Source organism: Streptomyces sp. CB01635, assembly GCF_002803065.1.
Taxonomy (GTDB): domain Bacteria; phylum Actinomycetota; class Actinomycetes; order Streptomycetales; family Streptomycetaceae; genus Streptomyces.
This window is the reverse complement of the sequence record NZ_NNBL01000014.1, coordinates 46,576-70,603: the sequence shown is the minus strand read 5'-3', so window position 1 is coordinate 70,603 and position 24,028 is coordinate 46,576. Positions and strand designations below refer to the sequence as shown.

At 71.5% G+C, this 24,028-nt stretch carries 28 protein-coding genes and 2 pseudogenes; 14 read left to right on the top strand and 16 right to left on the bottom strand.

Features of this window, described 5'->3' with window-relative positions:
- Positions 1–90 precede the first annotated feature (90 nt).
- Positions 91–369: a chaplin gene (locus tag CG723_RS28545; protein ID WP_100596368.1), complete on the top strand. Its 279-nt coding sequence runs from the start codon at positions 91–93 to the stop codon at positions 367–369.
- Positions 370–430: 61 nt separating this feature from the next.
- Here CG723_RS28545 and CG723_RS28540 read toward each other — a convergent pair whose 3' ends face one another.
- The 10 genes and pseudogenes from CG723_RS28540 to CG723_RS28495 form a co-directional block, all read right to left on the bottom strand.
- Positions 431–1,288, bottom strand: a complete 858-nt coding sequence (locus CG723_RS28540; protein ID WP_100596367.1) for a tyrosinase family protein — start codon at positions 1,286–1,288, stop codon at positions 431–433.
- A gap of 39 nt (positions 1,289–1,327) precedes the next feature.
- Positions 1,328–1,732 carry a tyrosinase family oxidase copper chaperone gene (locus CG723_RS28535; RefSeq protein ID WP_442802602.1) on the bottom strand — a complete coding sequence of 135 codons (405 nt, stop codon included), beginning with the start codon at positions 1,730–1,732 and terminating at the stop codon, positions 1,328–1,330.
- A 75-nt stretch (positions 1,733–1,807) separates the two neighbouring features.
- Positions 1,808–2,353: a hypothetical protein gene (locus CG723_RS28530; RefSeq protein WP_234374565.1), complete on the bottom strand. Its 546-nt coding sequence runs from the start codon at positions 2,351–2,353 to the stop codon at positions 1,808–1,810.
- A gap of 76 nt (positions 2,354–2,429) precedes the next feature.
- Positions 2,430–2,963: pseudogene (locus tag CG723_RS28525) on the bottom strand (vitamin K epoxide reductase family protein); the annotation flags it as partial.
- 49 nt (positions 2,964–3,012) lie between these two features.
- A pseudogene (locus tag CG723_RS28520) lies at positions 3,013–3,339 on the bottom strand (vitamin K epoxide reductase family protein); the annotation flags it as partial.
- 53 nt (positions 3,340–3,392) lie between these two features.
- Positions 3,393–3,893, bottom strand: coding sequence for a DUF5949 family protein (locus CG723_RS28515; RefSeq protein ID WP_100596525.1), 501 nt, complete (start codon positions 3,891–3,893; stop codon positions 3,393–3,395).
- A gap of 191 nt (positions 3,894–4,084) precedes the next feature.
- Positions 4,085–4,330: a chaplin gene (locus CG723_RS28510; protein WP_100596365.1), complete on the bottom strand. Its 246-nt coding sequence runs from the start codon at positions 4,328–4,330 to the stop codon at positions 4,085–4,087.
- An 84-nt stretch (positions 4,331–4,414) separates the two neighbouring features.
- Positions 4,415–4,699 carry a hypothetical protein gene (locus CG723_RS28505; RefSeq protein ID WP_100596524.1) on the bottom strand — a complete coding sequence of 95 codons (285 nt, stop codon included), beginning with the start codon at positions 4,697–4,699 and terminating at the stop codon, positions 4,415–4,417.
- A gap of 268 nt (positions 4,700–4,967) precedes the next feature.
- Entirely contained in the window at positions 4,968–5,645 is a 678-nt protein-coding gene (locus tag CG723_RS28500; RefSeq protein WP_100596364.1) for a hypothetical protein, read from the bottom strand.
- Between the two features lie 231 nt (positions 5,646–5,876).
- A complete protein-coding gene (locus CG723_RS28495; protein WP_100596363.1) occupies positions 5,877–6,116 on the bottom strand; it encodes a chaplin in 240 nt (79 codons plus the stop codon).
- Positions 6,117–6,414: 298 nt separating this feature from the next.
- Between CG723_RS28495 and CG723_RS28490 the strand changes: the two genes are divergently transcribed.
- The 9 genes from CG723_RS28490 to CG723_RS28450 all read left to right on the top strand — a co-directional run bounded on the left by CG723_RS28490 (position 6,415) and on the right by CG723_RS28450 (position 16,954).
- Positions 6,415–7,512, top strand: a complete 1,098-nt coding sequence (locus CG723_RS28490) for a DUF3344 domain-containing protein (protein ID WP_100596362.1) — start codon at positions 6,415–6,417, stop codon at positions 7,510–7,512.
- Positions 7,513–7,547: 35 nt separating this feature from the next.
- Complete coding sequence (locus CG723_RS28485; protein ID WP_100596361.1) at positions 7,548–8,681, top strand: glycosyltransferase; 1,134 nt, start codon at positions 7,548–7,550, stop codon at positions 8,679–8,681.
- Entirely contained in the window at positions 8,678–10,150 is a 1,473-nt protein-coding gene (locus CG723_RS28480) for an exopolysaccharide biosynthesis polyprenyl glycosylphosphotransferase (RefSeq protein ID WP_100596360.1), read from the top strand. The genes CG723_RS28485 and CG723_RS28480 overlap by 4 nt, the downstream gene beginning before the upstream one ends.
- Before the next feature lie 4 nt (positions 10,151–10,154).
- Positions 10,155–11,534 carry an O-antigen ligase family protein gene (locus CG723_RS28475; protein WP_442802595.1) on the top strand — a complete coding sequence of 460 codons (1,380 nt, stop codon included), beginning with the start codon at positions 10,155–10,157 and terminating at the stop codon, positions 11,532–11,534.
- Positions 11,531–13,207 carry a murein biosynthesis integral membrane protein MurJ gene (gene murJ, locus CG723_RS28470; protein ID WP_100596359.1) on the top strand — a complete coding sequence of 559 codons (1,677 nt, stop codon included), beginning with the start codon at positions 11,531–11,533 and terminating at the stop codon, positions 13,205–13,207. The genes CG723_RS28475 and murJ overlap by 4 nt, the downstream gene beginning before the upstream one ends.
- Positions 13,208–13,322: 115 nt before the next feature.
- Entirely contained in the window at positions 13,323–14,024 is a 702-nt protein-coding gene (locus CG723_RS28465; protein ID WP_100596358.1) for a polysaccharide deacetylase family protein, read from the top strand.
- Positions 14,021–15,163, top strand: a complete 1,143-nt coding sequence (locus CG723_RS28460) for a glycosyltransferase (RefSeq protein ID WP_100596357.1) — start codon at positions 14,021–14,023, stop codon at positions 15,161–15,163. The genes CG723_RS28465 and CG723_RS28460 overlap by 4 nt, the downstream gene beginning before the upstream one ends.
- A 7-nt stretch (positions 15,164–15,170) precedes the next feature.
- Positions 15,171–15,833: a lipopolysaccharide biosynthesis protein gene (locus CG723_RS28455; RefSeq protein ID WP_100596356.1), complete on the top strand. Its 663-nt coding sequence runs from the start codon at positions 15,171–15,173 to the stop codon at positions 15,831–15,833.
- On the top strand, positions 15,833–16,954 hold the full coding sequence (locus tag CG723_RS28450) for a GNAT family N-acetyltransferase (RefSeq protein ID WP_100596355.1): 1,122 nt from the start codon (positions 15,833–15,835) through the stop codon (positions 16,952–16,954). Before CG723_RS28455 ends, CG723_RS28450 begins: the two co-directional genes overlap by 1 nt.
- Before the next feature lie 31 nt (positions 16,955–16,985).
- Here the strand turns inward: CG723_RS28450 and CG723_RS28445 are convergent, their stop codons facing one another.
- Entirely contained in the window at positions 16,986–18,257 is a 1,272-nt protein-coding gene (locus tag CG723_RS28445; protein ID WP_100596354.1) for a glycoside hydrolase family 26 protein, read from the bottom strand.
- Positions 18,258–18,591: 334 nt separating this feature from the next.
- Here CG723_RS28445 and CG723_RS28440 point away from each other — a divergent pair, with 334 nt between their 5' ends.
- Positions 18,592–18,948, top strand: coding sequence for a hypothetical protein (locus CG723_RS28440; protein WP_159032568.1), 357 nt, complete (start codon positions 18,592–18,594; stop codon positions 18,946–18,948).
- Between the two features lie 269 nt (positions 18,949–19,217).
- On the opposite strand, the gene CG723_RS49005 is transcribed toward CG723_RS28440, so the two are convergent.
- The 3 genes from CG723_RS49005 to CG723_RS28425 form a co-directional block, all read right to left on the bottom strand.
- A complete protein-coding gene (locus CG723_RS49005) occupies positions 19,218–19,994 on the bottom strand; it encodes a chaplin (protein WP_199841928.1) in 777 nt (258 codons plus the stop codon).
- Between the two features lie 93 nt (positions 19,995–20,087).
- Positions 20,088–20,270, bottom strand: a complete 183-nt coding sequence (locus tag CG723_RS28430; protein ID WP_267893737.1) for a chaplin — start codon at positions 20,268–20,270, stop codon at positions 20,088–20,090.
- 226 nt (positions 20,271–20,496) lie between these two features.
- Positions 20,497–20,907: a rodlin gene (locus CG723_RS28425; protein ID WP_100596350.1), complete on the bottom strand. Its 411-nt coding sequence runs from the start codon at positions 20,905–20,907 to the stop codon at positions 20,497–20,499.
- A 235-nt stretch (positions 20,908–21,142) separates the two neighbouring features.
- Here CG723_RS28425 and CG723_RS28420 point away from each other — a divergent pair, with 235 nt between their 5' ends.
- Positions 21,143–21,553 (top strand): rodlin, encoded by a 411-nt coding sequence (locus tag CG723_RS28420; RefSeq protein WP_100596522.1) that lies wholly within the window; start codon positions 21,143–21,145, stop codon positions 21,551–21,553.
- A 9-nt stretch (positions 21,554–21,562) separates the two neighbouring features.
- Here CG723_RS28420 and CG723_RS28415 read toward each other — a convergent pair whose 3' ends face one another.
- Positions 21,563–21,802, bottom strand: coding sequence for a hypothetical protein (locus CG723_RS28415; protein WP_100596349.1), 240 nt, complete (start codon positions 21,800–21,802; stop codon positions 21,563–21,565).
- Between the two features lie 378 nt (positions 21,803–22,180).
- On the opposite strand from CG723_RS28415, the gene CG723_RS28410 reads away from it, so the two are divergent.
- Together CG723_RS28410 and CG723_RS28405 are read left to right on the top strand one after the other, a co-directional pair.
- Positions 22,181–23,080: an LCP family protein gene (locus tag CG723_RS28410; protein WP_234374564.1), complete on the top strand. Its 900-nt coding sequence runs from the start codon at positions 22,181–22,183 to the stop codon at positions 23,078–23,080.
- Positions 23,081–23,189: 109 nt separating this feature from the next.
- Positions 23,190–23,597 (top strand): rodlin, encoded by a 408-nt coding sequence (locus CG723_RS28405; protein WP_100596521.1) that lies wholly within the window; start codon positions 23,190–23,192, stop codon positions 23,595–23,597.
- Positions 23,598–23,686: 89 nt separating this feature from the next.
- Here the strand turns inward: CG723_RS28405 and CG723_RS28400 are convergent, their stop codons facing one another.
- On the bottom strand, positions 23,687–23,962 hold the full coding sequence (locus CG723_RS28400) for a hypothetical protein (RefSeq protein ID WP_100596347.1): 276 nt from the start codon (positions 23,960–23,962) through the stop codon (positions 23,687–23,689).
- Positions 23,963–24,028 lie beyond the last annotated feature (66 nt).

Here is a 24,028-nt window from a genome sequence, read left to right as displayed (position 1 = left end):
AAGGCCGTTACCTGGGCGGGGCGAGTCCGTTGAACCGGTATGCGGACGCGATCTTGCGGCCGTATCCGTCCAGCAACAAAGGAGAACGTGATGTCTCGCATCGCGAAGGCCGCCGCTGTCGCGCTCGGCACCGGCGCCGTGGTGATCAGCGGTGCCGGCCTGGCCATGGCCGACGCCGGCGCCCAGGGTGAGGCTGCCGGCTCGCCCGGCGTCGTCTCGGGCAACGCCGTCCAGGTCCCGATCCACGTCCCGGTCAACGTCTGCGGCAACACCGTGAACATCATCGCTCTGCTGAACCCGGCCTTCGGTAACGCCTGCGCCAACGGTGACGGCCACAACGGGGGCGACAACGGCGGCTACGGCGGCTGACACCCCGACAAAGGCCCCCGGCGCGGATGCGCGGGGGCCTTTTCTCATGGAGTGACGCGGATTATGCGTACCGATACAAATGCCCGTGCTCGATCAACGAACTCGGCTTCACTTTCCAGGGCGGCATCAGCTCGTCAAGGGTCACGACACGCCCCGTCCCCGTCGTCCCTCCGGCGGGCAAATAGGGGGCCGAGTCGGGGTAATTCCGGTGCCAGCGCGACCAGAGCAGATCAACGAACGCGTGGTTGAGCCAGAAGACCGGGTCGTTCACGGCGTCCGCGCCGAGCATGTGCCCGCCGACCCACCGGTGCACCCGGTTGTGGTTACGGAACTTGCCGTTCCCCACTCCCGAGGTCCAGCCCTCGACCTTGTTGCGGAACCCGCGTGAGGACGTCGAGTTCCACGGGGCCGAGTCGTACAGCGCATCCTGCATGGCCCAGGCCAGTTCGTCCTTGGTGGGCAGCTCGATCGGATCGTGGGGGCGGCCGAAGTCCCGGGTCAGGTATTCGCCCTCCGTCACGCCCTCCTTGATGGGCCAGTGCCCGCTCCCGTAGGCGAAGGGGCCGGTCGTCACCCGCCGGTCGGAGCGGCGGCCGTTCCCGCCGAGGAACCCCTCGCCCCACAGCGACGACGTGGGGGAGCGGTCCACCGTCCAGTCCCAGTAGGGGACGGAGACCCCGGGGTCCACGCGCTGAAGCGCGCCTTCGAACTCCAGGAGGAACTGCCGGTGCCAGGGCAGGAAGGTCGACGCCATGTGCGCGACCCGCTGCCCGCCGTCCCCGTCACCGACGTAGAACTCCACGTGCAGGCGCACGAATTCGTCGTACTGCCCGCTGCGTTTGATCGCGAGCAGCGCGGACACGAACCGCTTCTTCTGCGCCGCCGTGAGCGCGCTCTGGTTCTGCCGCGTGTAGACCAACGCCGTCCCGCTCCTTCAACTTCGGCTGTGCCGCGGCGCTCAGAGCACCTGCCGGCGCAGTATCTGGTGACCGAGCTCGTCCACGGCCCCCCTCGCCGCGGCCAAGGGGGTGGGATACGACTGGTAGTGGTCGACCATGCTCAGATAGCTGCCGTCGGCACGGCGCATCAGATGCAGCGGCCGGCCGTCGACCGTGACGTCCCAGCGCCCGGACCGCTGCCCCGGCTTCTGCCCGAGGTGGCCGCGCATCATCGAGCCCTGTCCGCGCGTTCCGCGGATGTGGCGGCCGCGGTAGGTCTCCTCGAAGTCCTTGCCGGACGCGTCCCGCAGATCGTCGTGCGGCTCGCGGAAGGCCCGGCCGACGAGGGCGGCGGCCGGTACCACCGCGGCGGCGAGCGCGACCCCGATCAGTCGCCGCACCGCGGACCGGCGCGTGACGACCACCCGGCCGGCGGGACCGAGACCGACAGGCGGGGTACCGGCTTCCACTGGCGTCTCCTCTTCCGGACTGCGTGCGGGTCACACGATGTCGAGCGCGGCTCCCGGCGCCGTCGTCAGCAGCGGCGTAACGACCGCGGCCTCGGGAAGCGCCACATCCGAGAGCCCGAAGCGGTCGGCCGGCGGGCCGGTGAGCGGTGGGTTGACCGATGCTCCGGGGGTGGCCGTCCGCACTTCGGACCCCGCGGTGGTCAGGCCCAGGTGATCGACCTCGCGGTCCCCCGTCACCTGGGACAGCGGCGCCTCAAGCCGCGTTTCGGGCAACTCGCTGCTGAGCGGAACCGACGGCAGCAGCGGCTCGGGAAGCATCCGACCGGCCGTGAACCGCGGGGCTTCGGGTCCGCCCGGCAGCGGGATCGGCACCCCGGTCGACAGCTCGGGCGCCTTCACGTGCAGCGCGTTCTCCACACCGGTCAGCGGAACGGCTACGGGTACCTGCTCGCCCGCGACGGCGGGAGCGGCGCCCGCGCCCGCGGCGGCGAGGCAGCCGGCCAGTACAGCGAGCGTCCCTCTGGCAGTTGACTTCATGTCGGACACGGATCCCTTCGGCTTCGCGGTACTGGTCACCGCGAAAGGAGTAACGACCCGCCGGGCGGCATCAGTACAAATTTCCCTCGCCCGGCGCAATCGCCCGATGTGTGTATCAGCTGGTCCAGAAGTCCCACCAGCGGGTCAGGATCAGCATCCCGATGATCCCGACGTGCAGCACGGGAAGAACCCACGTGAACTCGCCGAAGAACGACCGCAGCCACGACGGCGCGGGCAGGAACCCGTTGCGCACGTTGAACGACGTCACGTACCAGAACATGACGATCGTGGCGACCCACGCCAAAGAGCACCACAGGCACAGCGAGTTGATCCGGTACAGCGACTGGAACTGCAGCCACGTGCAGAACCCGACCCCGAACAGCGTGCCCGCGTTGAACGTCAGCCAGTACCAGCGCGGGAAGCTCGCCCGCCCCAGCAGGCTCATCCCCACACAGATCACGACCGCGTAGGCCGCGAGCCCCAGCATCGGATTCGGGAACCCGAACGCCGACGCCTGCTCGCTCTTCATGATGTTCCCGCACGACACGACCGGGTTCAGACTGCAGCCCGGCGTGAAGTTCGGGTCCTCGAGCAGCTTGAACTTGTCGATCGTGATGACCCACGCCGCGAGCAGCCCCGCNGACCCCGAACAGCGTGCCCGCGTTGAACGTCAGCCAGTACCAGCGCGGGAAGCTCGCCCGCCCCAGCAGGCTCATCCCCACACAGATCACGACCGCGTAGGCCGCGAGCCCCAGCATCGGATTCGGGAACCCGAACGCCGACGCCTGCTCGCTCTTCATGATGTTCCCGCACGACACGACCGGGTTCAGACTGCAGCCCGGCGTGAAGTTCGGGTCCTCGAGCAGCTTGAACTTGTCGATCGTGATGACCCACGCCGCGAGCAGCCCCGCCGCACCGGTGATCACCAGAAGCAGCGCGAAACCCAGGGAACGGGACTCCGGAGCGGAACGCGAAGCCTCAACTGAGCTGTCATAATGCCGAGTTGGACCGGGCTGCCGCGGCATCCGGGCCGGGCGTCCCTCGGTGTTCGTGGTTCCCATGGGCCACTTCCTTCTCGTCAGACGCGCAGCTTGCGTACGGGGAGCAGGCAGTGGGCCGCGCCGGTCAGCGTCGCCTCGTCACCCGCGAACGAGGCGAAGTCCTCCTCGGCGACCGGGCTGCCGGGCACCGCCGAGGTCCAGGGGCGCGTGGTGAACACGAAGTACGCGTAACCGCGTTCGGCCGCGGCAGCCAGCCACTCGGGGGGCGCGACGCACTGGGCATTGAGGTACGGCATGTTGACGACGGCCTGGCCGGCCTCGACGAGCAGCGAGACGGGGAAGCTGGGCTTGCTCGTGGCGTCCACGACCTTGCCGACCGGCAGGCCGTTGTTCTCCAGCAGGGTTCGTACCGCTTCGGTCGATGCCTCCTGCCCGCCCGCGCCGTCCCCCAGGGAGTAGGCCAGCAGGAAGGGCATGTCCCCTGCCTCGTCCGGGTGTTCGCCGCTCCATGCGATGACGGCGAGGGTGCCCAGATCGATGGCGCGGAAGGCGCGGTTCTCAGTCGGCGTTGAAGTCACCACGGCAGCGTAGCCACGGTCGTCCGGCGCCCCGGCGACCTTTCACCCGCTTGGAGGAACGGCCCCCACTCGAACGAGAATCGGGGCCGCCCCGGACAGGCCAAGAGGCCGGTCCGGGGCCGCTCGGAGCGGGGGACCAGCCTCTTGTGGCCTGAGTGCCGCTTCGCGCGAGAGGTGCGCGAAGGGCTGCGTCAGCCGTTCTGGCCGCTGTTGCCGAAGGCCGGGTTGAGACCGGCGATGCCGTTGACGGTGTTCCCGACGACGTTGACCGGAACGTCGATCGGCACCTGGACGACGTTGCCCGAACCGACGCCCGGGGAGCCCACCGCGGCACCCTCCGCGCCGGCGCCGCCGTGGGCGAAGGCGCTGCCCGAAGCGGCGCCCGCAGCGAGACCGGCGACGGTCATGACCAGAGCAGCCTTCTTGGCAGTGTTCATCTCAAAAACCTTCCCAATTGGGGTTTTTCGCAGCTTGTGAACCTGGTTGTGCGGCGGGTGGCGGGAACGCACCCGCGCAGATCGCTACTTGCCGAGGGGAAGGCCGCCGAGGAGTCCGGCCGGGGCGCCCGCACCGGCGTCGTTCACGTTGTCCGCCGTGTCCTGCACCGTGTTGAGGACCGAACCGCCCTGCTCCGTGTCGAGCATGTTGGTGTGCAGAGGCTGGGCGTCGAGCAGTGACTGGTGGCTCAGGGTCTCGATCGCGCCGTTGAGGCTCGTCGGCGTGAGGTCGGAGGCGAAGGCGGGTGCGGCTGCACCGGCGATGACCATGGATCCGGCGACGACGGCGGCGGCCTTCAGGGGCTTCATCATGTTCCTTCCTTGGGGTGACGATTTGTCACCAGCGACGGAATATCCAACGAGCGTCTCCGGCAACGGAAACTCTGAGGTCAGGGGATTTGCCGAACCCACTCGAACGAAGGGCCGTGGAGTTCTCATATGAGATTTAGGAAGAGGTGAATTGCCGGCGCAGGGCGCCCTGTCAGGCGCGACCGGAACATGAAACGCCCGCCGCGCCGGTGCAGGACCGGCGCGACGGGAGGGCGGGGGCGCCCGCTTCGATACGGGCACGCCCCCGTCAGTCGTGCAGGGCGGGAGCCTCGGGGAGCGCCGGCGTCTGCGGGAGCGTGGAGGTGGACGGGAGGGACGCCGTGGACGGGAGCGGGACCCCCGGGAGTGCGGGGAGCTTGGGCAGGCCCGGCAGAGTGGGCGCGGGCAGCCCGCCACCGAGCAGCGTGGCGGCGAGCAGGTTCACCAGGCCGGTGACGACGTTCGTGGCCGCCGTGGCCACGCCCGCGACGTCACCCGCGGTGGACGCCTTGAGCAGCGCGTCGACGGCGGTCTGGAGCGCGGTCAGGGCGTCGCCCTTCACGTCCTTCCGGGCCGCCTTGGAGTCGTCGGGGGTGGCCGACTTCGGTGTGGTGGTCGTTGCGGGGACGGTGGCCTTGGCGGCGTCGATGGCCGCCTTGATCGCGTCCGCGTGCTTCTGTGCCGCCTCGGCGGACAGCTTTCCGTCGTCGGCCTTGAGGACCTCGGTGAGCAGGTCCGTGACCGGCGTGATGACGGAACTCATGCTGCCGAGCGCGCCGACCTGGCCCAGCAGCGCATCCGCTCCGGGAACCGGTGCGCGCAGTGCCTCGACGCTGCTGGAGCTTCCCGGGTCGCTTTCGGCGGCTATCGCGGGGGCGGCGGTGCCGAGGAGAATCGTCGCGCAAAGAGCGGTGGTAGCAATGCGCCGTACGGGCTGATGGTGCATGTTGTTGCCTTTCGGTGGTGCTTGTCCGATCTTGTGACCACCGTGGAATGGTTGATCGCACTGCGCAACCGAACGGCGACACGCCGTGTGTGATCGCCCTCGTCTCTCGGCGTGTCGTGCCAGGTGGGGCGGCCGTTCGGGGGTCTGCGGCGCCCTCCCCCATACGGCGCAACGCACGCAAGAACGGCCGCCCCGAACGGGGCGGCCGCGGAAGAGTCCGGGGGAACCGGATCAGTAGTTGCTGCAGTGGTTGCCGAACGTCGGGTTCAGCAGGCCGATCAGGTTGACCGTGTTGCCGCAGACGTTCACGGGGATGTGGATCGGGGCCTGGACGACGTTGCCCGAGATCACGCCGGGGGAGTGGGTGGCGGCACCCTGCGCGCCACTGTCGGCGGCGGCGACGCCGGCGGTGCCGGCCAGGGCGGCGGCGGCAACGGTGGAAAAGACAAAGGCCTTCGCGGTACGCGACATGGGGGAGTGCTCCTCGGTCGGTTGATTCGGCTCCGGGGCGGGCGCCCGGCTCGTGGATCAACGCGCGCCACCCGTGCGGGGTTGCGCCCCCGATCGGGTGACTGCGCGGCGGAGGATTCACCCCTTTCACCATTCCGACACACATGTCGGGTTTCACGGATAAATGTGCATCCGTCGCTACAGTGGCTCACCTCCCGGCCCGGCGAGGCGGGGCGCAGAACCGGTTCCCATCAAATGTGACTTTCGCATTCTCATTTCCGTGATTCAGAAGCTCTTTGTCCCTGAAAGGGAATCGGCCATGCGCCATCACACGGGCTCGTTCCTGCGCCGCACGGCGGTGGGCGTCGTTGCTCTTGCGGCGATTTCCGCGACCTGTGGCGCCGCGGCCGCGCCGCCGGCGCGTGAGGCGGAGAGCATCGCTTTCACCCAGCGCTACCGGGCGCTTCAGCACGGCGGGGTGGTCCGGGCGGCCAACGCGGCGATCAGCTGCCGGACCGCGGCCGCCGGGGCCAAGGTGTCGTGCCCCGCGGCCCGTTCGGGCAGGGCGGCGGCCAACGGTGACTTCGACATGGTCTACACGGACATCGACCGCGACCCGAACACGTACAACTCCAGCAGCGCGGAGGTCCGGCTGCCCGCCGGCGCCAGGGTCACGTACGCGCGCCTCTACTGGGGTGGCAATCTCCGCGCGGGCGAGCAGAAGCCGGCCAGGGACAACGGCCGTGTGCTGCTGCACGAGCCCGGCGGGAAGTACAGGGCGGTGCGCGCGGACACCCTGATCGGGCACCGCGTCGCGGGCGGCGCCGATGCCTATCAGGCGTCCGCCGATGTCACCCGGCTCGTGCGCGCGTCCGGCGGCGGGTCGTACACCGTCGCGCAGCTCAATGTGGCGAAGGGGCGCTCGGCGGCCGGGGCCTGGGGCGGCTGGACGCTGGTCGCCGCGTACGAGAAGGCGTCGGAGCCGCTGCGGCGGATCGCGCTGTGGGACGGGTTCGCCTCCTTCGACGCGCGGCACCGCGACCACACGGTCCGCCTGGCCGGGGTGCCCGTCGGCGCCGGGGCGGCCGGACGCGTCGGCATGGTCGCGTACAACGGCGACCGCGGCGTCAGGGGTGACGCGCTGAGTGTCTCCTCGGGGCGACGGGCCCTGCCCGTCGCGCTCCGGAACGCGGCCAACCCGGCCGACGACGTGCTCAATTCGAGTATCAGTGAACCGGGACGCGCGCAGCCGAGAAGGGTCCCCGCGTACGCCAACACCCTCGGCTACGACTCGGACGTCTTCGCGCTCGGCCGGGGCATCGGGCAGCGGGGGCCGGGGCTCGACCTCCGGATGACATCGCGGCGGGACACGGCCTGGATCGGCGTGCTCTTCGCAGCGGTCGACGCCAAGGCTTAGCGCGTTTCCCTCCTCTATGACGAAGGGAAACGCGCATGCAACTGACAGCGACACCCTCTCGACCGCGTGTCCTCCATGTCACCCAGCCCGTCGACGGCGGAGTGGCCCGCGTCGTCCGTGATCTGACCGAGGCTCAGCTCACGGCCGGCATGCGGATCAGCGTGGCCTGCCCGCCCGACGGTCCCCTGGCCGGATCGCTGCGCCGCATCGGCTGCGACGTTCTGCCCTGGGAGGCGACCCGCTCGCCCGGGCCCGGTATCGCGCGCGAAGTACGCGGCCTGGCCCGGCTCGTGGCGCAGGTGCGGCCGACCCTCGTCCACGCGCACAGCGCCAAGGCCGGACTCGTCGCGCGCCTCGCCGTCCGCGGCCGGGTGCCCACCGTGTTCCAGCCGCACGCCTGGTCCTTCGAGGCGGTCGACGGCGCCACCGCCCGGCTCGCCCTCGCCTGGGAGCGCCGGGGCGCGCGCTGGGCCTCCCGGGTCGTGTGCGTCAGCGAGGCGGAGCGCGCGACGGGCGAGCGCGCCGGGATCACCGCGCGCTGGGACGTCATCCCCAACGGCGTGGACCTCACCCGCTTCGTGCCCGCGCCCGAACCGCGCGAGGCCACCGCCGATCCGCTGGTGGTCTGCGTCGGGCGCATCTGTCGGCAGAAGGGCCAGGACGTCCTGGTGCGCGCCTGGCCCCTCGTACAGGAGAGGTTCCCGCGAGCTCGGCTCGTGCTGGTCGGGGACGGGCCCGACGTGCCGGCGCTGCGCCGGCAGGCCACCGCCTCCGTGCGGTTCGTGGGCGCCGACGACCCCGTGCCCTGGTACCGGCAGGCCGACCTTGTGGTGCTGCCGTCCCGCTGGGAGGGCATGGCGCTCGCGCCCCTGGAGGCCATGGCCTGCGGGCGGCCCGTCGTCGTCACCGACGTGGACGGCGCCCGCGAGAGCCTGCCCGCCGGCCTCGCGTCCGACTGCCTCGTCCCGCCGGACGACCCCGCCGCGCTGGCCCGCGCCCTGACCGGTCTGCTGCGCGACCCCCACCGGCTCGGCGCGCTCGGCGGCCTCGCCCTCCAGCACGCGCGCACGCACCACGACGTGCGGCGCACCGCCGACGCGGTCGCAGACGTGTACCGCGAACTACTGGGCGTGGAGCCCACAGAGTGCAGGGAGCCCATCAACACGTGACCGCGGAACGTACCGTTGCCTCCCCCGCGGGGCAGCCACGCGCCACTGCGCCGAGCACCCTCACCGCCTCGGTCATCCCGCCACGCGCCGAGGTGGGCGGCCCCCGGTCACCTGCGGGAAGGCGCGCCGCCGAGCGGCACCCCTCCCGTACGCCCCTCCTCGCGGCGGACGGTACGGCCGCCGTGCTCAGCACCCTCGTGATCGCGCCGGTCCAGCACCACCCGCTGCTCGTGATCGCGCTGGCCGCCGGGGTCGTGGCGGCGAACGCACGCGCGGGCCTCTACCGCGGCGACGAGCCCCGCCTTCTACTCGACGACTGGCCCGCGATCGGCGGCCGCATCGTGGTGATCTGGTGCGCCATGGCGGCCGGGCTCGCGGGGTTCCCGCAGCTCGACCCGCTGCCCGCCGCCACGCTCGCGGCGGGCGCCGCCCTGCACTGCCTTCTCGCGGGCGCGGGCCGGGGCCTCGTCTACCGGCGGCGCCGCGAGGCCGCCGCGCGCCGCCCCTGCCCGACCCTCCTCATCGGCCCCGAGACCGTCGCCCGGCCGGTCGCCGCCGCCCTGCTGCGCCACCCGCGCTCGGGCGTACGCCCCGTCGGCATCCTGGCGGACAAGGGGCCCGAACGGCCGCCCGACCACGACGGGCCCGACCTGCCCGTCCTCGGTACGGCCGACGAACTGCGCCGCGCGATCATCCGGAACGGGGTGCGGCGGGCGCTCCTTCTCGACGGCGCGGCGCCCGACCGGGCGGCCTGGCTGGCGGTGCTCGGCGAGTACGGCTGCGGCGTCTGGGAGTTCGACCCGTCGGCCGACCCCTATCCGGCGCGCTCCGGCGACGCGGCCCGGCACCTCGCCGGGTTCCGCTACCGGCCGCGCCCGCCGGCCCGCCGCCGTGGCAGCGTCGGCAAGCGCGCGCTCGACCTCGTCGTCTCCGGCGCCCTCCTCGTCCTGACCAGCCCGGTCCTGCTCGTGTGCGCCGTGTGGCTGCGCCTCGCCGAAGGGCCCGGCGTCGTCTTCCGGCAGGAGCGCGTCGGGAAGGACGGGAAGCCCTTCACGCTGCTGAAGTTCCGCACGCACCGCCCGATCGACGCGATGGAGTCCGCCACCCGGTGGAGCGTCGCCGACGAGAAGCAGATGGCGTGGTTCTGCCGGTTCCTGCGGCGCACCTCCCTGGACGAGCTGCTCCAGCTGTGGAACGTCTTCCGCGGCGACATGAGCCTCGTCGGCCCGCGCCCGGAACGGCCCTATTTCGTCATGCAGTTCAGCCAGGCCCACCCCGGATACGCCGAGCGGCACCGCATGCCGACCGGGATCACCGGCCTCGCCCAGATCCACGGTCTGCGCGGCGACACCTCCATCGAGGACCGCGCCCGCTTCGACAACGCGTACATCGACAGCTGGTCGCTGTGGCAGGACATCAGCATCCTGGTGCGCACCGCGGCAGCCCTCGTACGTTCCACGGGGAGTTGACCGCGTGACTGCCTCTCCCGCGGACGCCGGGCTGCGTACGGCTCCAGGCCCGACCGGTGTGCGCCCCGCCCCGGCCGCCGCGCTCGTCGCCGTCCTCGGCCGGTACGCCCCCGTACTCCCCGTCGTCCTGATGGTCGCCGTGCTCGGCCTCCCGCTGACGCCCGGCTCGGCGGGAACCGGGGGCGGCAGTCTCGCGGACGCGGTCTCCGGCCTGGTCGTCGCCGTCTGCGTGGCCGTCACCCTGCGTCGCGCCGAGCGCCCCCTGGCCCGTACCGCCGCGATCCTCCTCGGGATGCCCGTCGTCGGGATCGCCGTCGCCGCGGCGGGCGCCGACTCGCCGTCGACCGCGCTCGTCGGCATGGTCCGCTACTGCCAGATCTTCGTCCTCGTCCCCGTGTCCGTCCTCGTCCTGGTCCGCGACCGCCGCGACTTCCGGCTGCTCGCCTGGTCGTTCGTGGGGCTGGCCCTGTGGCAGGGCGGCATCGGCATCCACCAGTACCTGACCGGGACCGGCGCCTCGTACATGGGCGAGGACATCCGCGCCGTCGGCACCTTCGGCCCCACGGACGTCATGGGAATGGCGACGGTGGTGTCGTACGGGCTCGTGGCCGCCGTCGGCCTGGCCCTCGGTGCCCGTACCGCCGCCCGGCGCACCCCCGCCCTGCTGTGCGCGCTCGCGCTGCTCCTGCCGCTCGCGCTCTCCTTCAGCCGGGGCGCGTGGATCGCGACCGTCGTGGCCTGCGGCGCGCAGGTGCTGCTCGCCGGGGTGCGGCGCGCAGTCCGCCTGTTCGCCGTGACCGCGGCGGCCGCCGTCGTCCTGGTGGGCGGCTTCGGCATCGGGACGCAGCTGCTCCAGGAGCGCATGAGCAGCATCACGCAGGTCGCCGACGCCCCCGACCAGTCCGTCACGGACCGGTACACGATGTGGGCCGCGGCGGTCGACATGTGGAGCGAGCACCCGGCGACGGGCGTCGGTCTCAAGGGGTTCCCCGCCCACCGCGACAGCCATGCCTCGCTCGCGCTCTCCTCGGGCAGCGACACGGCGGGCGCGGGCGCCGCGTTCAAGCGCCAGCCGCTGCTGTCCCCGCACAACATGTATCTGCTCGTCCTCAGTGAGCAGGGCCTGATCGGCCTGATGGCCCTCGCGGGCGGCTGGATCGCCCTGCTGCTGCTCGCCCTGCGCCGCCTCGGCCGCGGTGCGCACACCCGGCCAGGCCCGGACTGCGGCCTCGTCGCGTGCGGCCTGCTCGGCTGGCAGCTCGTGGACTTCGTGTACGCCGACATCGGCGGTCCATCGACCGTGCTGGCCGCCCTCGTCATCGGCCTCGCCGCCTGGTGGGGCCTGGCGCCGCAGGCGCTCCTGAAGGAGGCGGCGACGCCGTGACCATCCCCACCGCGGACGGCGACACCCGTACGGCAGCGGGGCTGCCCGCCCAGCTCAGGGCCGAGCCGGCCGCCCCCGAATCCCCCGGAGCGTCGAACAGCCGCCTCGCGCGGGCCGCCCTGCTCACGGCCGTCCTCTCGGCCGCCGGGTCGATCCTCGGTCTCGGCCGCGACCAGTCCCTCGCGCACCTCTTCGGCGCGGGCAGCGAGACCGACGCGTTCCTGGTCGCGTGGACGGTCCCGGAGTTCGCCTCCACGCTCCTCATCGAGGACGGCCTGGCGTTCGTGCTCGTGCCCGCGTTCAGCGCGGCCATCGCCCGCCGCGCGCAGGCCGGAGGCACCGATCCCGTACGGTCCCTCGTCTCGTCGTCACTGCCTCGCTTCGGCCTCGCGTTCCTGGCCGCGACCGTGCTGCTGATCGCGGGTGCACCGTTCCTCGTACACGTCCTGGCACCCGGCCTGCCCGACCCCCAACTGGCCGTCGACTGCACCCGGTTGACCGCCACGTGTGCCCTCACGTTCGGCCTGGCCGGATACTGCAGCGCGGCTCTGCGGGCCCACGGCTGCTATCTGCCACCGGCCGCGATCTATGTCGCGTACAACATCGGCATCATCGCGACGATGCTCGTGTGCGGGACGCGCCTCGGCGTGCGGTCCGCGGCGATGGGGGTGGCCGTCGGCGGCTGTCTGATGGTGGCTGTCCAACTTCCTGCCTTTCAAAGGCGGTTGAACAAAGCGAAAGCCGACGAGAAGCTCGCGGACGAGGCCAGGGACGAGCTCGGGGACGAGACCGCGGCCAAGATCCGGGCCATGCACGTCGGGCTCATCGCCGCCGTCCTGGCCTTCGCCCTGTGCAAGCAGTCGCAGGTGTTCATCGAGCGCTTCCTCGCGTCGTCGCTCGCCGCGGGCTCCATCTCGCACCTGAACTACGCCCAGAAGGTGGCCCAGCTGCCGATGTCGTTCTCCCTGATGCTGTGCACCGTCACGTTCCCGGTGGTGGCGCAGGCAGTAGCGCGCGGCGACGTCGCGGCGGCCCGCGCCCGCATCGAGCGCGACCTCGGCCTCGCCGCCTGCGTGGTCCTCGTCGGCGCCGCCGCGATCTTCGCCTGCGCCCCGCAGATCATCCACGTCCTGTTCCAGCGCGGCGCGTTCACCGCCGCCGACACCGCCGCCACGGCCTCGGTCATGCGCGTCTACGCCCTCGGCCTCCTCGGCCACTCCATGGTGGGCGCCCTGGTCCGCTCCTACTTCTCGGCGGGCCGCCCCACCTGGTACCCGGTGGGCGCGATGGCCGTGGGCATGGCCGCCACCGCCGGCGTGGGCGCCCGGACGGTCGACCTGTGGGGCGTACGGGGCATCGCGGGTGCCAACGCCTTCGGGATCACCCTCACCGCCGTACTCCTCCTTGCCGCGATGGACCGGCGCAGCGTCCCCGTCGACGTCTCCAAGGTCCTGGCCGAGATGGGCAAGCCGCTGCTCGCCGCCGCGGGCGCGACGGTGGCGGGCCTGATGGCGGCGGCCTCCTTCACGTCGCCGCTCGCGGCGGGCGGGGCCGGGTGTCTCGCCGTGGCGGCCGTGTTCGTCGTCCTCCTGTGGGCGCTGAGGGCCGAGTCCCTCGCGCCCCTCGTTCCCGTTGTCCGCTCCGCGACCAGAAAGCTCCGGCATGCCCGTTGACGCAGGACGCACCGATGACACAGGACGCACCGGGACAAGAACCGTTCCGCGCGCACGGCCGTGGCTCCCGGACCGCACCCGCCGGCTGCTCCCCGAGCGGCCGATGTGGATTGCGATGTACCACTCCGTGGACGACTGCCGCGACGACCCGTACCGCGTCACCGTCTCCCCCGAGCGTCTCCACGAACAGCTCGGCCGGCTGCGCAGGCGCGGGCTGCGCGGGGTGGGCGTGGCGGCACTCCTGGAGGCCCGCGCGCTCGGCACGGACCGCGGCCTGGTGGGGCTCACCTTCGACGACGGCTACTGCGACTTCGTCGACAACGCCTTGCCGCTGCTTCGCCACTACGGCTGCGGCGCGACGCTGTTCGTCCTGCCCGGCCGCCTCGACGGCGTCAACGAGTGGGACCCGCTGGGCCCGCGCAAGCCGCTCCTGTCGGAGCGCGGCATCCGGACCGCCGCGTCCGCGGGCATCGAGATCGGCTCGCACGGCCTGACCCACGTCGACCTCACCCACGTCGACGACCGCGTCCTGCGCGCGGAGACCGAGGACAGCCGAAGACGCCTGGAGGAACTCACCGGACGCGAGGTCCCCGGCTTCTGCTACCCCTACGGCACCGTCGACCGCCGTGTCGCGGACGCCGTCCGCCACGCCGGATACCGCTACGCCTGCGCCATCTCGCCGGGCGACCTCACCGGCGAATTCGCCCTGCCGCGCGTCCACGTCGGCCAGGAGGACGCGGCCTGGCGCCTCGAACTGAAGCTGCGCCTGCACCGCCTGCGCCGTCGCCCGTCCCCCGCGCCGGAGGCCCGTACATGAGAACCCTGCACGTCATCACCGGCCTCGGGACCGGGGGAGCCGAACAGCAGCTGCGGCTCCTGCTGCGCCATCTGCCCGTCCACAGCGACGTGGTGACCCTGACCAACCCGGGCACCGTCGCCCGCGGCCTGACCGCCGACGGCGTCCGCGTCGTGCACCTCGGCATGACCGGGAACCGCGACCTGGGCGCCCTGCCCCGGCTCACCAGGTTCGTGCGCGAGGGCGGCTACGACCTCGTGCACACCCACCTGTACCGCGCCTGCGTCTACGGCCGCTTCGCCGCGCGCCTCGCCGGGGTCCGCGCCGTGGTCGCCACCGAGCACTCGCTGGGGGAGAGCCGGATGGAGGGGCGCCCGCTGTCGGCCGGTGTCCGCGCGCTCTATCTGGCGGGCGAGCGGGTGGGACAGGCCACTCTGGCGGTCTCCCCTTCGGTGGCCGAGCGCCTCGCGCGGTGGGGGGTGCCCGAGCACCGTATCCACGTCGTGCCCAACGGCATCGACGTCGGCCGCTTCGCACACGACCCGGCGCTGCGGGACGCCACCCGCCACCTGCTCGGCCTGCACCGGGACGACTTCGTCATCGGCGGAGTCGGCCGCCTCGTCCCCGGCAAGCGCTTCGACGTCCTCGTACGGGCGCTGGCTCAACTGCCGGACTACGTCAGGCTTCTGCTCGTCGGGAACGGGCCCGAGGAGGAGCGGCTGCGCAGGCTCGCCCAGGAAGCGGGCGTCGTGCGCCGCGTCGTGTTCGCCGGGGAGCGCCCCTACGCCTCGCCGTCGGGCCGCGTCGGTGACCCCGATCTGCCGGCCCTCATGAGCGCGATGGACCTGCTCGGCTCCCCGTCGGACGAGGAGGCGTTCGGCCTCGCCGTCGTGGAGGCGCTCGCCTCCGGGCTGCCCGTCCTCTACGTCAGCTGCCCCGCGGTCGAGGACCTGCCGCCGCACCTGGAGTCCACGGCCGTCCGCGTCCCCGGCGACCCGGAGTCGTTCGCACGGCAGGCGCTGCGGATCGTGGCGGCCCGGCCCTCCGGCCGCACCGCGTCCCCGGCAGCCCGCCACTACAGCATCGCCCGAAGCGCCGAACAGCACCTGCGGCTGTACGAGGCGGCCCTGGGCGGTTCGGATTCGAGAGTTCGAGAGTGAGTAAGTGATGACTGATGCTCCTCACCGGCGGGTCAGCCCGGCCGGTCCCCTCGCCCGGACGGCCGCCCGCGTGAAGCGCCTCCCCCTGTGGCCGCTGATCGTGGCCGGGGTCCTCCTCGGCGGCCTCGCGGGCGGCCTGTACGGCGTGCTGAAGACGCCGCAGTACTCCGCCACGAGCTATGTGATCGCGGTGCCGGACGAGATGTCCGACCCGTCGACCGCGCTCGGCTTCGCCCAGGCCTACGGCCGTGTAGCCACCCAGATCGCGGTCCTCGGCGACGCCCAGGAGCGGGCGGGCGTATCCGTGAAGGTGCTCCAGGCCAGCGTGCGGGCCGAGACCTCGCCGGACGCGCCGATGGTCGCGGTGTCGGCGACGTCGGCGCAGCCGCGCAAGGCCGCCGACATGGCCAACGCGGTGGCGCGGGCGCTGACCGCCGACGCCAACCGCACGCAGGCCGGCACCAAGGTGAAGCTCCTCCAGTTCTCGCGCGCGGTGAAGCCCACCGCGCCGTCGTCGGCGTCCCCCAAGGTGACCGCGCTCGTGGGCGCCGGCGCGGGCGGCCTCCTCGGCGGGCTCGCGATGCTGGTCCGTCCCCGGCGCGAGCCGGCGGAGACGGCGGCGACCGTCCCCGGGCCCGCGGCGGCCGCGGACCTGCAGGGGAGCGTCTGATGCGGCCCGGGGACGGGGACCTGTCGGCCGAGGTGTGCACCGACAGTGCCCGGTTCGGCTCGCTGGGCCCGCAGTGGGAGGCGCTGTACCGCAGGTCGCGCACCGCCACCCCGTTCCAGAGCCATGCCTGGCTGCACTCGTGGTGGCTCTCGTACGGGTCCGGGCGTGGCCTGTGCGTGGTCCTGGTCCGGGACGGAGGCCGGCTCGTCGCCGCGGCGCCGCTGATGCGGCGGTGGCGGCCCCTGCCGGTCCTGGTGCCGCTGGGCGGGAGCATCTCCGACTTCTGCGACGTCCTCGTCGACGATGACGGTGATGGTGAGGGCGTCCGGGTCCGCGCGCTGGGCGACGCACTGTGGCGGCTCGCCCGCACCCACGTGATCGACTTCCGTGAGGCCCGCCCGGGAAGCGCCGTCGAGCGTCTCTACGACCGGTGGCCGGGGCCGAGGCGCCGCCTCGACGACTCGCTCTGCCTGGAGCTGCCGCCCGTACCGATGGACGACATCGTGGGCCGGCTGCCGGGGGCCCGCGCGCAGCGTGCCCGCGCCAAGGTGCGCAAGCTGGACGCCCTCGGGATCGAGCGCCGCGTCGTGCCGCCGGACCAGATCGACGGCTCGGTGCGCCGCCTGGTCGAACTGCACCAACTCCAGTGGAAGGGGCGCAAGGTGACGACGGAACACCTCAGGCCGCGCTTCTCCGAGCACCTCACCCGCTCGGTCTCCCTCATGGCCAGGTCGGGCGACGCGGTCGTGACCGAGTTCCGTATCGACGAGACGGTCCTTGCCGCCGACCTGACCCTCCTGTCCCCGTGCCTGACCGGCGCATATCTGTACGGCGCCCATCCGGGCCTGCGTGAACGCAAGGCCGATGTCGCCACGATGCTGCTGCGCTCGTGCAGCGAGCACGTCCAGGAGCGCGCGTCCGGCTCCCTGAGCCTGCTGCGCGGCGACGAGCCGTACAAGCACCACTGGCGTCCCCACAGCGTCGTCAACCAGCGCTTCGTGCTGGCCCGGCCCGGCACGTCGGCGGGGCTCGCCCTCGCCGTCGGCGACGTGACGGCGCGCCGCCTCGGCAAGAGAGCGCTGCACGCGTGGAAGGCCCGGGGTGGCGACGCGTCGTCATGACCGCGTCGCCACGGGCCGGGACTGCGGCGCGTCAGGAGCGCCGCGACCACCAGTCGAACCGCAGGCACAGCTTCCCGCCGAGCCAGTACTCCACCCAGTCGCCGAGGCTGAGCGGCGAGCAGTCGGGCGGGGTCACCGGCGGCGTCTGGGGCGTCTCAGGCGTCTGGGGTGTCTCGGGCTGCGTGGGCTGGGTCGGCTCAGGCACCGACGGCATCGACGGCTCCAGGCGGCCGGAGAGCATCGAGCGGTAGACCATCGACGACTGGGGGTTGTCGTCGCACTGCCACACACCGTGCGGGCAGTAGTCCGTGATCGTGTTGTAGAGAGGCTTGTACCGGTCGATCCACCCGATCATGCGCCGCATGTACTCCGGGTTGTCCCCGTTACGGAACAGCCCCCACTCCGGGTACGAGATGGCCTTCTTGTGCGCCTTGGCGAAGTCGACGTGCTCCTGAAGCCCGTACGGCTCGGCGACCTGCTCGGAGAACGACTTGCCCTCGGGCTGGTCGTACGAGTCCATGCCGATCACGTCGACGACGTCGTCGCCCGGATAGCACTTGGTCCAGGGCACGGCGTCGAGCCCACGGGTCGGTGTGAAGTCGAAGCGGAACTTCTGCCCCGGCACCGACCGCATCGTGGTGACGATCCGCTTCCAGTACGTCTTCCATGCCTCCGGATCGGGACCGCACCGGTGCGTGTACGTCGTGCCGTTCATCTCCCAGCCGGGCACGAGCACCGTGTCCGGGACCTTGAGATCGACGAGGCGCTGGGCGAGGCGCCGGAAGTGCTCGTCGAAGTCGCCGGCCGCGCCCTGCGCGAGGAGCGAGCGGACCTCCGTGTCGGAAACGCGCTCCTCGTTGCGCTCCAGCATCGGCACGTTGAGCACGAAGAGCCGGTCGTCCCGCTCGCGCCGCCACTGCGCCCAGTCCTCCAGGAACCCGGGGGCGCCCTCGATGTTGCTCCACCGGTCGCCCGGCAGGTAGGTGTGCCCGACGCGCAGTTCGGAGCCGCCGAGCCACTTGCTGAGCTGCCCCATGCGCTGCACGCCTCTGGGCCCGTAGTCGAGGTAGGCGCCGAACGCGGGGAACGTCGAGGTGTCCCCCGCGGCATCCGTCACGCCGCCTGTGGGGGTGGGCGAAGGCGCGGGTGCCGTCGTCGGGGCGGGCTCGTCGACCGGTGCCGGTGCGGGGGTCCCGGCGGGTGCGGCGGAGACGGAACCGGCCGCGATCACCGCTGACGCGAAGATCCCGGCCGTCATCAAGGGGATGCGCCGGCTCAGGGCCCTTCGGCGTTGTGGGGACATGCCTACTCCTCGTGCCGCACTTCCTTCATTGCTGACACTGAGTCACACGAATGGGCATTGCGCCAACCGGGGACCGGCACACACGCCTCTCTCGTCGCCCGTTCGGGCTATCACCAGGAAGGAGTCCCCCCGCGTGCCCGACACCGGCGTTCCCCGCGGGGAGCATCCGCCGCCGGGCCCGGATGCCTCCCTGGAGGAGATCGGCGCCAGACCGCGCCAGGTCTCGGCGAGCGTCGCGGGACCGTCGTCCTCATTCCCATGGACGACGGGGGAGCCATTGCGGTGACCCGGAGGCTGTGGGAGGAACTCCTCACCTGCTACCTCCTGGTCCGGCGTGGGGGTGCCGCCGATCGAGACGGATCACGTCATCGCGGCGACCGGGTTCCGGGCGTCCTGCGGCCGCACGGGGATGCTCGCGCCCGCGCTGCCGGCCGGATTCGGCGCGGGCGCGCAGGCGACGCCTCGCGTCGGCTCAGGCTTCGAGTCCCGCAGGCCGGGGGTGTTCCTCGCGGGCCTGATGACGGCGGCGGATTCCGGCCCCTCGATGCGCTTCGTGCACGGCGCGTCGTTCACCGTGCCGCAGCTCGCGGACGGGGACCGGCGGCGACCGCGCGGCGGGCGCCCCTCGGGCGGCCTCACGCTGCCGGGAAGCAGGTCGGCGCACGCCCCGCCGGCGACGGCCGACCGCTGAACGGTCGGACAGGTGACCGGGACCGCCGCGGGTGCGTTCGCGCCCGTGGCGTCCTTTGGAGTGACGGTGCGGGCGAACGGGTGAATCGGCTCCACAGCGGGGGCCGCCCGGTGGTGGACTGGCCCGGTTGTGAGACGGGCCCGGCTGCCTCCCCCGTCAGCCGTCGGCGATTGCGCCGTGGGATGGCAGCAAGCGGTTGAACGGCCCTGTCCGCCGGCCGGGAAGAGCACGAACGTCGGTTCTTCCCGGCCTGGCGTAGGGCGGTCACGTCACCGGGCGGCGGCACGTCCCCGCCGGTAGAGGACCCCGCCGCCGATCAGCAGCCCGGCACTCGCCGCCGCTGCGGCCAGCAGATCCTGATCCGTCCCGGTCTCCGCCAACTGCGTGTGCCCGCCCGTGACATGGGCGTGCGGCACCGGCGCCTTCACGTCCGGAGGAGTCAGACGCTGCGTCGCCGGCGGCTGCACCGGGGCCGGGGGCTCGACGGCACGCACGGGCGGCGGAGGCACCTCGGAGATCTCCTCCGGGGAGGCCACTCCGGAGGAGCAGTGGTTGCCCGTCGCGGGGTTGACCGCACCGACCACGTTCCCGGAGTTCCCGCACACGTTCACGGGAGTGTGCACCGGAGCCTGTACGGAGTTGCCCGACAGGATGCCGGGCGACCCGTGCGCGTCACTCTCGGCGTGCGCACCGTCCTCGGACTTGCCGTCACCGCCGCGGTATCCGCCGTCCCCGGTCCCGTGGGAAGCTCCGCCGACGGCCCGGTCGGAGCCGCCCCCGCGAACGGATGACGGCTGCGAACTCCCCCTGTTCTCACAGGAGTTGCCGAATGCCGGATTGAGCGCGGCGACGACGTCGACCGTGTTCCCGCACGCGTTCACCGGGACGTCCAGGGGGGCCTGGAGCGTGTTGCCCGACAGAATGCCGGGGGAGCCCGCCGCCTGCCCGTCTGCGCCCGACGCGGCGAACGCACTGGAGCCCGGCAGGGACAGAATGCTCGTCGCGGCCGCAGCCGCGACCATTCCCAAGTTCAGGGCCTGTCGCATCAAGTTGTCTTCCTGCTCGCAGATGAAGCCGGCCTTGGAGTACGAGACGTGTCCAAGGCCGGCGGAGCCACGGCCCGACGGCCGCGGCGTCAGTCAGTCGTCGTTGGCACAGGCGTTGCCGAGCGCCGGGTTCAGCGCGGCGATCACGTTGACGGTGTTGCCGCACAGGTTGACCGGGATGTGGATCGGGACCTGCACGACGTTGCCGGAGAGGACACCAGGCGAACCGACCGCGGCACCCTTGGTACCGGCGTCGGCGAACGCCGGAGCGGCCATGCCCAGGGCCAGCACAGCGCCGGCGAGGATCGTCGCGCTCTTCTTGAGATTCACTCTCTCTACCCTTCTCTCGTCGTTCATGACTGAGGCCATTACCTCGGTGTGAAAACGAGCCGTGAGGCGGAAGGGAATTGAGCCGTCCGCGTTAAAGAAGGGCGCCGAGGGCAAAGAAGACCGGGCCGCCGCGCCTGGAAGGCGGGCGGCCCGGGTTCCCGGGGCGGGTGGCTCAGCGGTTGTGGGCGCCGTTCCCGGACAGGATCGGGAAGTCGTCCAGGATGTGCGACAGCGGCTCGTCGCCCTTGGCCTGGGTGGAGTTCTCGACGCACTGCTGGTTCTGCGGGGCCGACAGGATCGGGATGTCATGGATGCCGACCGGCACGACGCCGGCGACCCCACCTGCGTTGCCCTTGACCGGCAGAGCGATGCAGGGCTTGTTCAGCGAGCCCTGGATGAGGCCGAGCTGCGGGCTCATCTTGCCGTACGTGGCGGAGTTGCCGTACACCTGCGAGGCGCCGTTGCCGCTGTTCGACGTGGTGCCGCCGTCGTCACCGATGGCCAGCGCCTGAGAGGCGGACGCGGCCGAGACGCCGACGACCGAAACGGCGACCGCTGCCGCTGCCATTGCCTTCTTGAGCATTTTCAGTTCCTTTTCGCGCAGACGCCAGTTAATGCTGCCCGGACAACAGGGCGCCGGTCGAATTGGTTGCGGTGCTTCACTCGGTCGGGCTGCACATGCAGAGAGCGATCGACCGATAGTCATTTAGTCGGCGACGCCTGGGCGGACCCGTCAGAGTGAACCCGGGCAACCATGCGTGCAAATTTTAGTTGGGCATGGAGCTCCCGGGTCGGGGGCAACGAGAAGGGAATTCATGATGATGAAGAAGGTCATGGCGGCTGCCGCAGTCGCCGCCTCGGTCGCCGGTATCTCGGCGGTCGCGGCCCCCCAGGCCATGGCGATCGGCAACGACGGCGGCACCACGTCGAACAGCGGCAACGGCGCCTCGCAGGTGTACGGCAACTCCGCCACGTACGGCAAGATGAGCCCGCAGATGGCGCTCATCCAGGGCTCGCTCAACAAGCCCTGCATCGCTCTGCCGGTCAAGGGCAACGCAGGTGGGGTCGCCGGCGTCGTGCCGGTCGGCATCCATGACATCCCGATCCTGTCGGCCCCGCAGAACCAGCAGTGCGTCGAGAACTCCACCCAGGCCAAGGGCGACGAGCCGCTGTCGCACATCCTGGACGACTTCCCGATCCTGTCGGGCAACGGCGCCCACAACCGCTGAGCCGCGGTGTCATTCCGTTGGGTCGTCCGCCTGCCCGGCGGCCCAACGGCCCTGGCCGTCCCGGGGCCAGATGTCCCGGGCGACGATCTCGTCCCACTCCCGGTCGGGCTGCCCGGGAAGCGTTCTGCCCCGCTGCCTCCAGCTGTCGAACAGCGCCCCGTAAAGGGGTTCGTCGATTTGGTATTCGGGCGACTCCCGGCTCTGCGGAATAAAGCCCTTGGGTGGTCGGCGGTTCTTGTTCTCCGGCACGGTACTTCGCCTTCCTCGGGGCGACCTCTGGCTCTCTGTTCCATCTTCTCCGCGAGTCGAAACAGTTCCCTTTAGGGCGAAAGAGTTACTTCCCGGCGGCGCGCGGGGCGGTCATCGTTCAAGCTATTCGGTCGGCATACGGTGCCGTCAGATCTGTCCCTCTGCTGTGGAGCGAATCAGGTGACGAAACGCCCTTCGCGAATGAGTCGTCGGAGAAAGGTCCCCCTGGGCGCGGCAGTCCTGGGTGTACTTCTCGCTACGGCGGTTTCCGTGGCGGATAATTCCGTTTCCGCGCTGCCGGGCAGGATTCAGCGGGTCGATGCGTTCAACGGCGCTGTGAACCGGCCTGCCGAGGGCCCCGGCACAAATATTCTGCTCATGGGGACGGACGGCCGGGACACCATCTCGAGCCAGGAGAAGAAGAAGTTCCACGCCGATGGATTCGCCTGCGGCTGCACCGATTCGCTGATGCTGATCCATGTCTCGCAGCGGCGTGACCACGTCAGCGTGGCCAGCCTCCCCAGGGACTCGTTGGCGCAGATCCCCGCGCACCGGGACCCGGGCACCGGGGAGCAGTTCCCCGCCCACCCCGCGAAGATCAACGCTGCCTTCGCGGAGGGCGGTCCCGCGCTCTCGGTCCGCACGGTGGAGGCCATGACGAACGTCAGGGTCGACCACTATCTGCAGATCGACTTCAGGCGGTTCATGGACAGCGTGAACGCGGTCGAGGGGGTGGACGTCTGCACCCCCAGGCGGCTGTCCGACTCGGCCACCAAGCTGGACCTCCGGCCCGGCCGGCACCGCCTCGGGGGCGGTAAGGCCTTGCAGTACGTCCGCTCGCGCCATGTGGACGCAAGCGCCGACCTGGGGCGGATCCAGCGCCGGCACCGTTTCCTGGTCGGCGTCATGCACAGACTCGACACCGCCCGGATCCTCACCGATCCGGGCAGGGGGATCGACCTGGCGCGGACCGTGCTCGGCTCGACGAAGGTCGACCAGGGGTTCACACCTGAGGAGCTCATCGACCTCGGCAGCGAAGTGAGCCGACTGCCCGCCGCGCAGACGGAGTTCACCGTCGTGCCCATCGCCGGGTTCAACCCGGTCATCGAAGGCGTCGGTACGACGCCGGCGTGGGACGAGGCGGCGGCGGAGAAGACGTTCGCCAGGCTCAACCGGGACCGGACCCTCACCCCCCGCGACTCCACCGCGCAGCCCTTTGACCCCCCGCGCATCGGGGCCGAGACGGCGGTGCGCGGGAACACGCTGGCCTGTTTCTGACCGTAAGTGCGCTGGGCCAATCGGGTTGCACCGCGAAACCGCATCGGCCCGGCTCAGTTGATGACCATGCGGCTCCGTGACCGGAGCCCGCCGATTGAAGGGATTCACCATGAAGAAGCTGTGGGCAACCGCGGCCATCGCTGCCTCCGTCGCTGGTATGTCGGCAGTGGCCGCCCCCCAGGCCCTCGCCATCGGGGACGGCGGCGGCACCACGTCGAACAGCGGCAATGGCGCCTCGCAGGTGTACGGCAACTCCTCGACGCACGGCGACCTGAGCCCGCAGCTCGGGCTCGTCCAGGGCTCGCTGAACAAGCCCTGCATCGCTCTGCCGGCGAAGGCCAATGTCAGCTCGCTGGCCGGCGTCGTGCCGGTCGGCATCCATGACATCCCGATCCTGTCGGCCCCGCAGAACCAGCAGTGCGTCGAGAACTCCACCCAGGCCAAGGGCGACGAGCCGCTGTCGCACATCCTGGACGACTTCCCGATCCTGTCGGGCAACGGCGTCGCCAACCGCTAGTAGCCACGAAAGCGGGGGCAACCGGATTCCGGTTGCCCCCGCTTTCGTGTGCCCGCTTTTTGCTTACCGGCTACTGCTTACCGGCTTCGCTAGCTCACCGACGGCAGAAGCCCCGTCACCGGCGCCACCAGGTCGGTGACCTGGTGCAGTTCGTTCAGCCGGTTCAGGCCGCCGAGCTGCTCGTTCACCGTGGGGATCTCGGCCCTGTGCTCGGCCGGAATGCCGCTGGTGGTGAGGTCGTCGAGGCTGATGGGCTTCATGTTGCCGAGGGGACCTACGGGAGCGGCCTGGGCCGCGGGCATGGCGAGAGCGGAGGCGCCGGCGGCCAGAGCGACCGCGGCGAGAACACGTCGTGTGGAGATCATGCCTTCAGCAACGGCCGTCGGGCGCCGGGGGAAACGGGCGTGACGGCCCGCCCACCCGAGAGGCGT

Bases quoted from the DNA above. Each gene is read 5' to 3' on its own strand.
- CG723_RS49005 (WP_199841928.1), bottom strand. From the start codon at position 19,994: ATGCGACAGGCCCTGAACTTGGGAATGGTCGCGGCTGCGGCCGCGACG.
- CG723_RS28495 (WP_100596363.1), bottom strand. From the start codon at position 6,116: ATGTCGCGTACCGCGAAGGCCTTTGTCTTTTCCACCGTTGCCGCCGCC.
- CG723_RS28510 (WP_100596365.1), bottom strand. From the start codon at position 4,330: ATGAACACTGCCAAGAAGGCTGCTCTGGTCATGACCGTCGCCGGTCTC.
- CG723_RS28500 (WP_100596364.1), bottom strand. From the start codon at position 5,645: ATGCACCATCAGCCCGTACGGCGCATTGCTACCACCGCTCTTTGCGCG.
- CG723_RS28465 (WP_100596358.1), top strand. From the start codon at position 13,323: ATGTACCACTCCGTGGACGACTGCCGCGACGACCCGTACCGCGTCACC.
- CG723_RS28460 (WP_100596357.1), top strand. From the start codon at position 14,021: ATGAGAACCCTGCACGTCATCACCGGCCTCGGGACCGGGGGAGCCGAA.
- CG723_RS28420 (WP_100596522.1), top strand. From the start codon at position 21,143: ATGATGAAGAAGGTCATGGCGGCTGCCGCAGTCGCCGCCTCGGTCGCC.
- CG723_RS28490 (WP_100596362.1), top strand. From the start codon at position 6,415: ATGCGCCATCACACGGGCTCGTTCCTGCGCCGCACGGCGGTGGGCGTC.
- CG723_RS28410 (WP_234374564.1), top strand. From the start codon at position 22,181: ATGGGGACGGACGGCCGGGACACCATCTCGAGCCAGGAGAAGAAGAAG.
- CG723_RS28545 (WP_100596368.1), top strand. From the start codon at position 91: ATGTCTCGCATCGCGAAGGCCGCCGCTGTCGCGCTCGGCACCGGCGCC.
- CG723_RS28430 (WP_267893737.1), bottom strand. From the start codon at position 20,270: ATGGCCGCTCCGGCGTTCGCCGACGCCGGTACCAAGGGTGCCGCGGTC.
- CG723_RS28445 (WP_100596354.1), bottom strand. From the start codon at position 18,257: ATGTCCCCACAACGCCGAAGGGCCCTGAGCCGGCGCATCCCCTTGATG.
- CG723_RS28400 (WP_100596347.1), bottom strand. From the start codon at position 23,962: ATGATCTCCACACGACGTGTTCTCGCCGCGGTCGCTCTGGCCGCCGGC.
- CG723_RS28425 (WP_100596350.1), bottom strand. From the start codon at position 20,907: ATGCTCAAGAAGGCAATGGCAGCGGCAGCGGTCGCCGTTTCGGTCGTC.
- CG723_RS28405 (WP_100596521.1), top strand. From the start codon at position 23,190: ATGAAGAAGCTGTGGGCAACCGCGGCCATCGCTGCCTCCGTCGCTGGT.
- CG723_RS28455 (WP_100596356.1), top strand. From the start codon at position 15,171: ATGACTGATGCTCCTCACCGGCGGGTCAGCCCGGCCGGTCCCCTCGCC.
- CG723_RS28450 (WP_100596355.1), top strand. From the start codon at position 15,833: ATGCGGCCCGGGGACGGGGACCTGTCGGCCGAGGTGTGCACCGACAGT.
- CG723_RS28485 (WP_100596361.1), top strand. From the start codon at position 7,548: ATGCAACTGACAGCGACACCCTCTCGACCGCGTGTCCTCCATGTCACC.
- CG723_RS28505 (WP_100596524.1), bottom strand. From the start codon at position 4,699: ATGAAGCCCCTGAAGGCCGCCGCCGTCGTCGCCGGATCCATGGTCATC.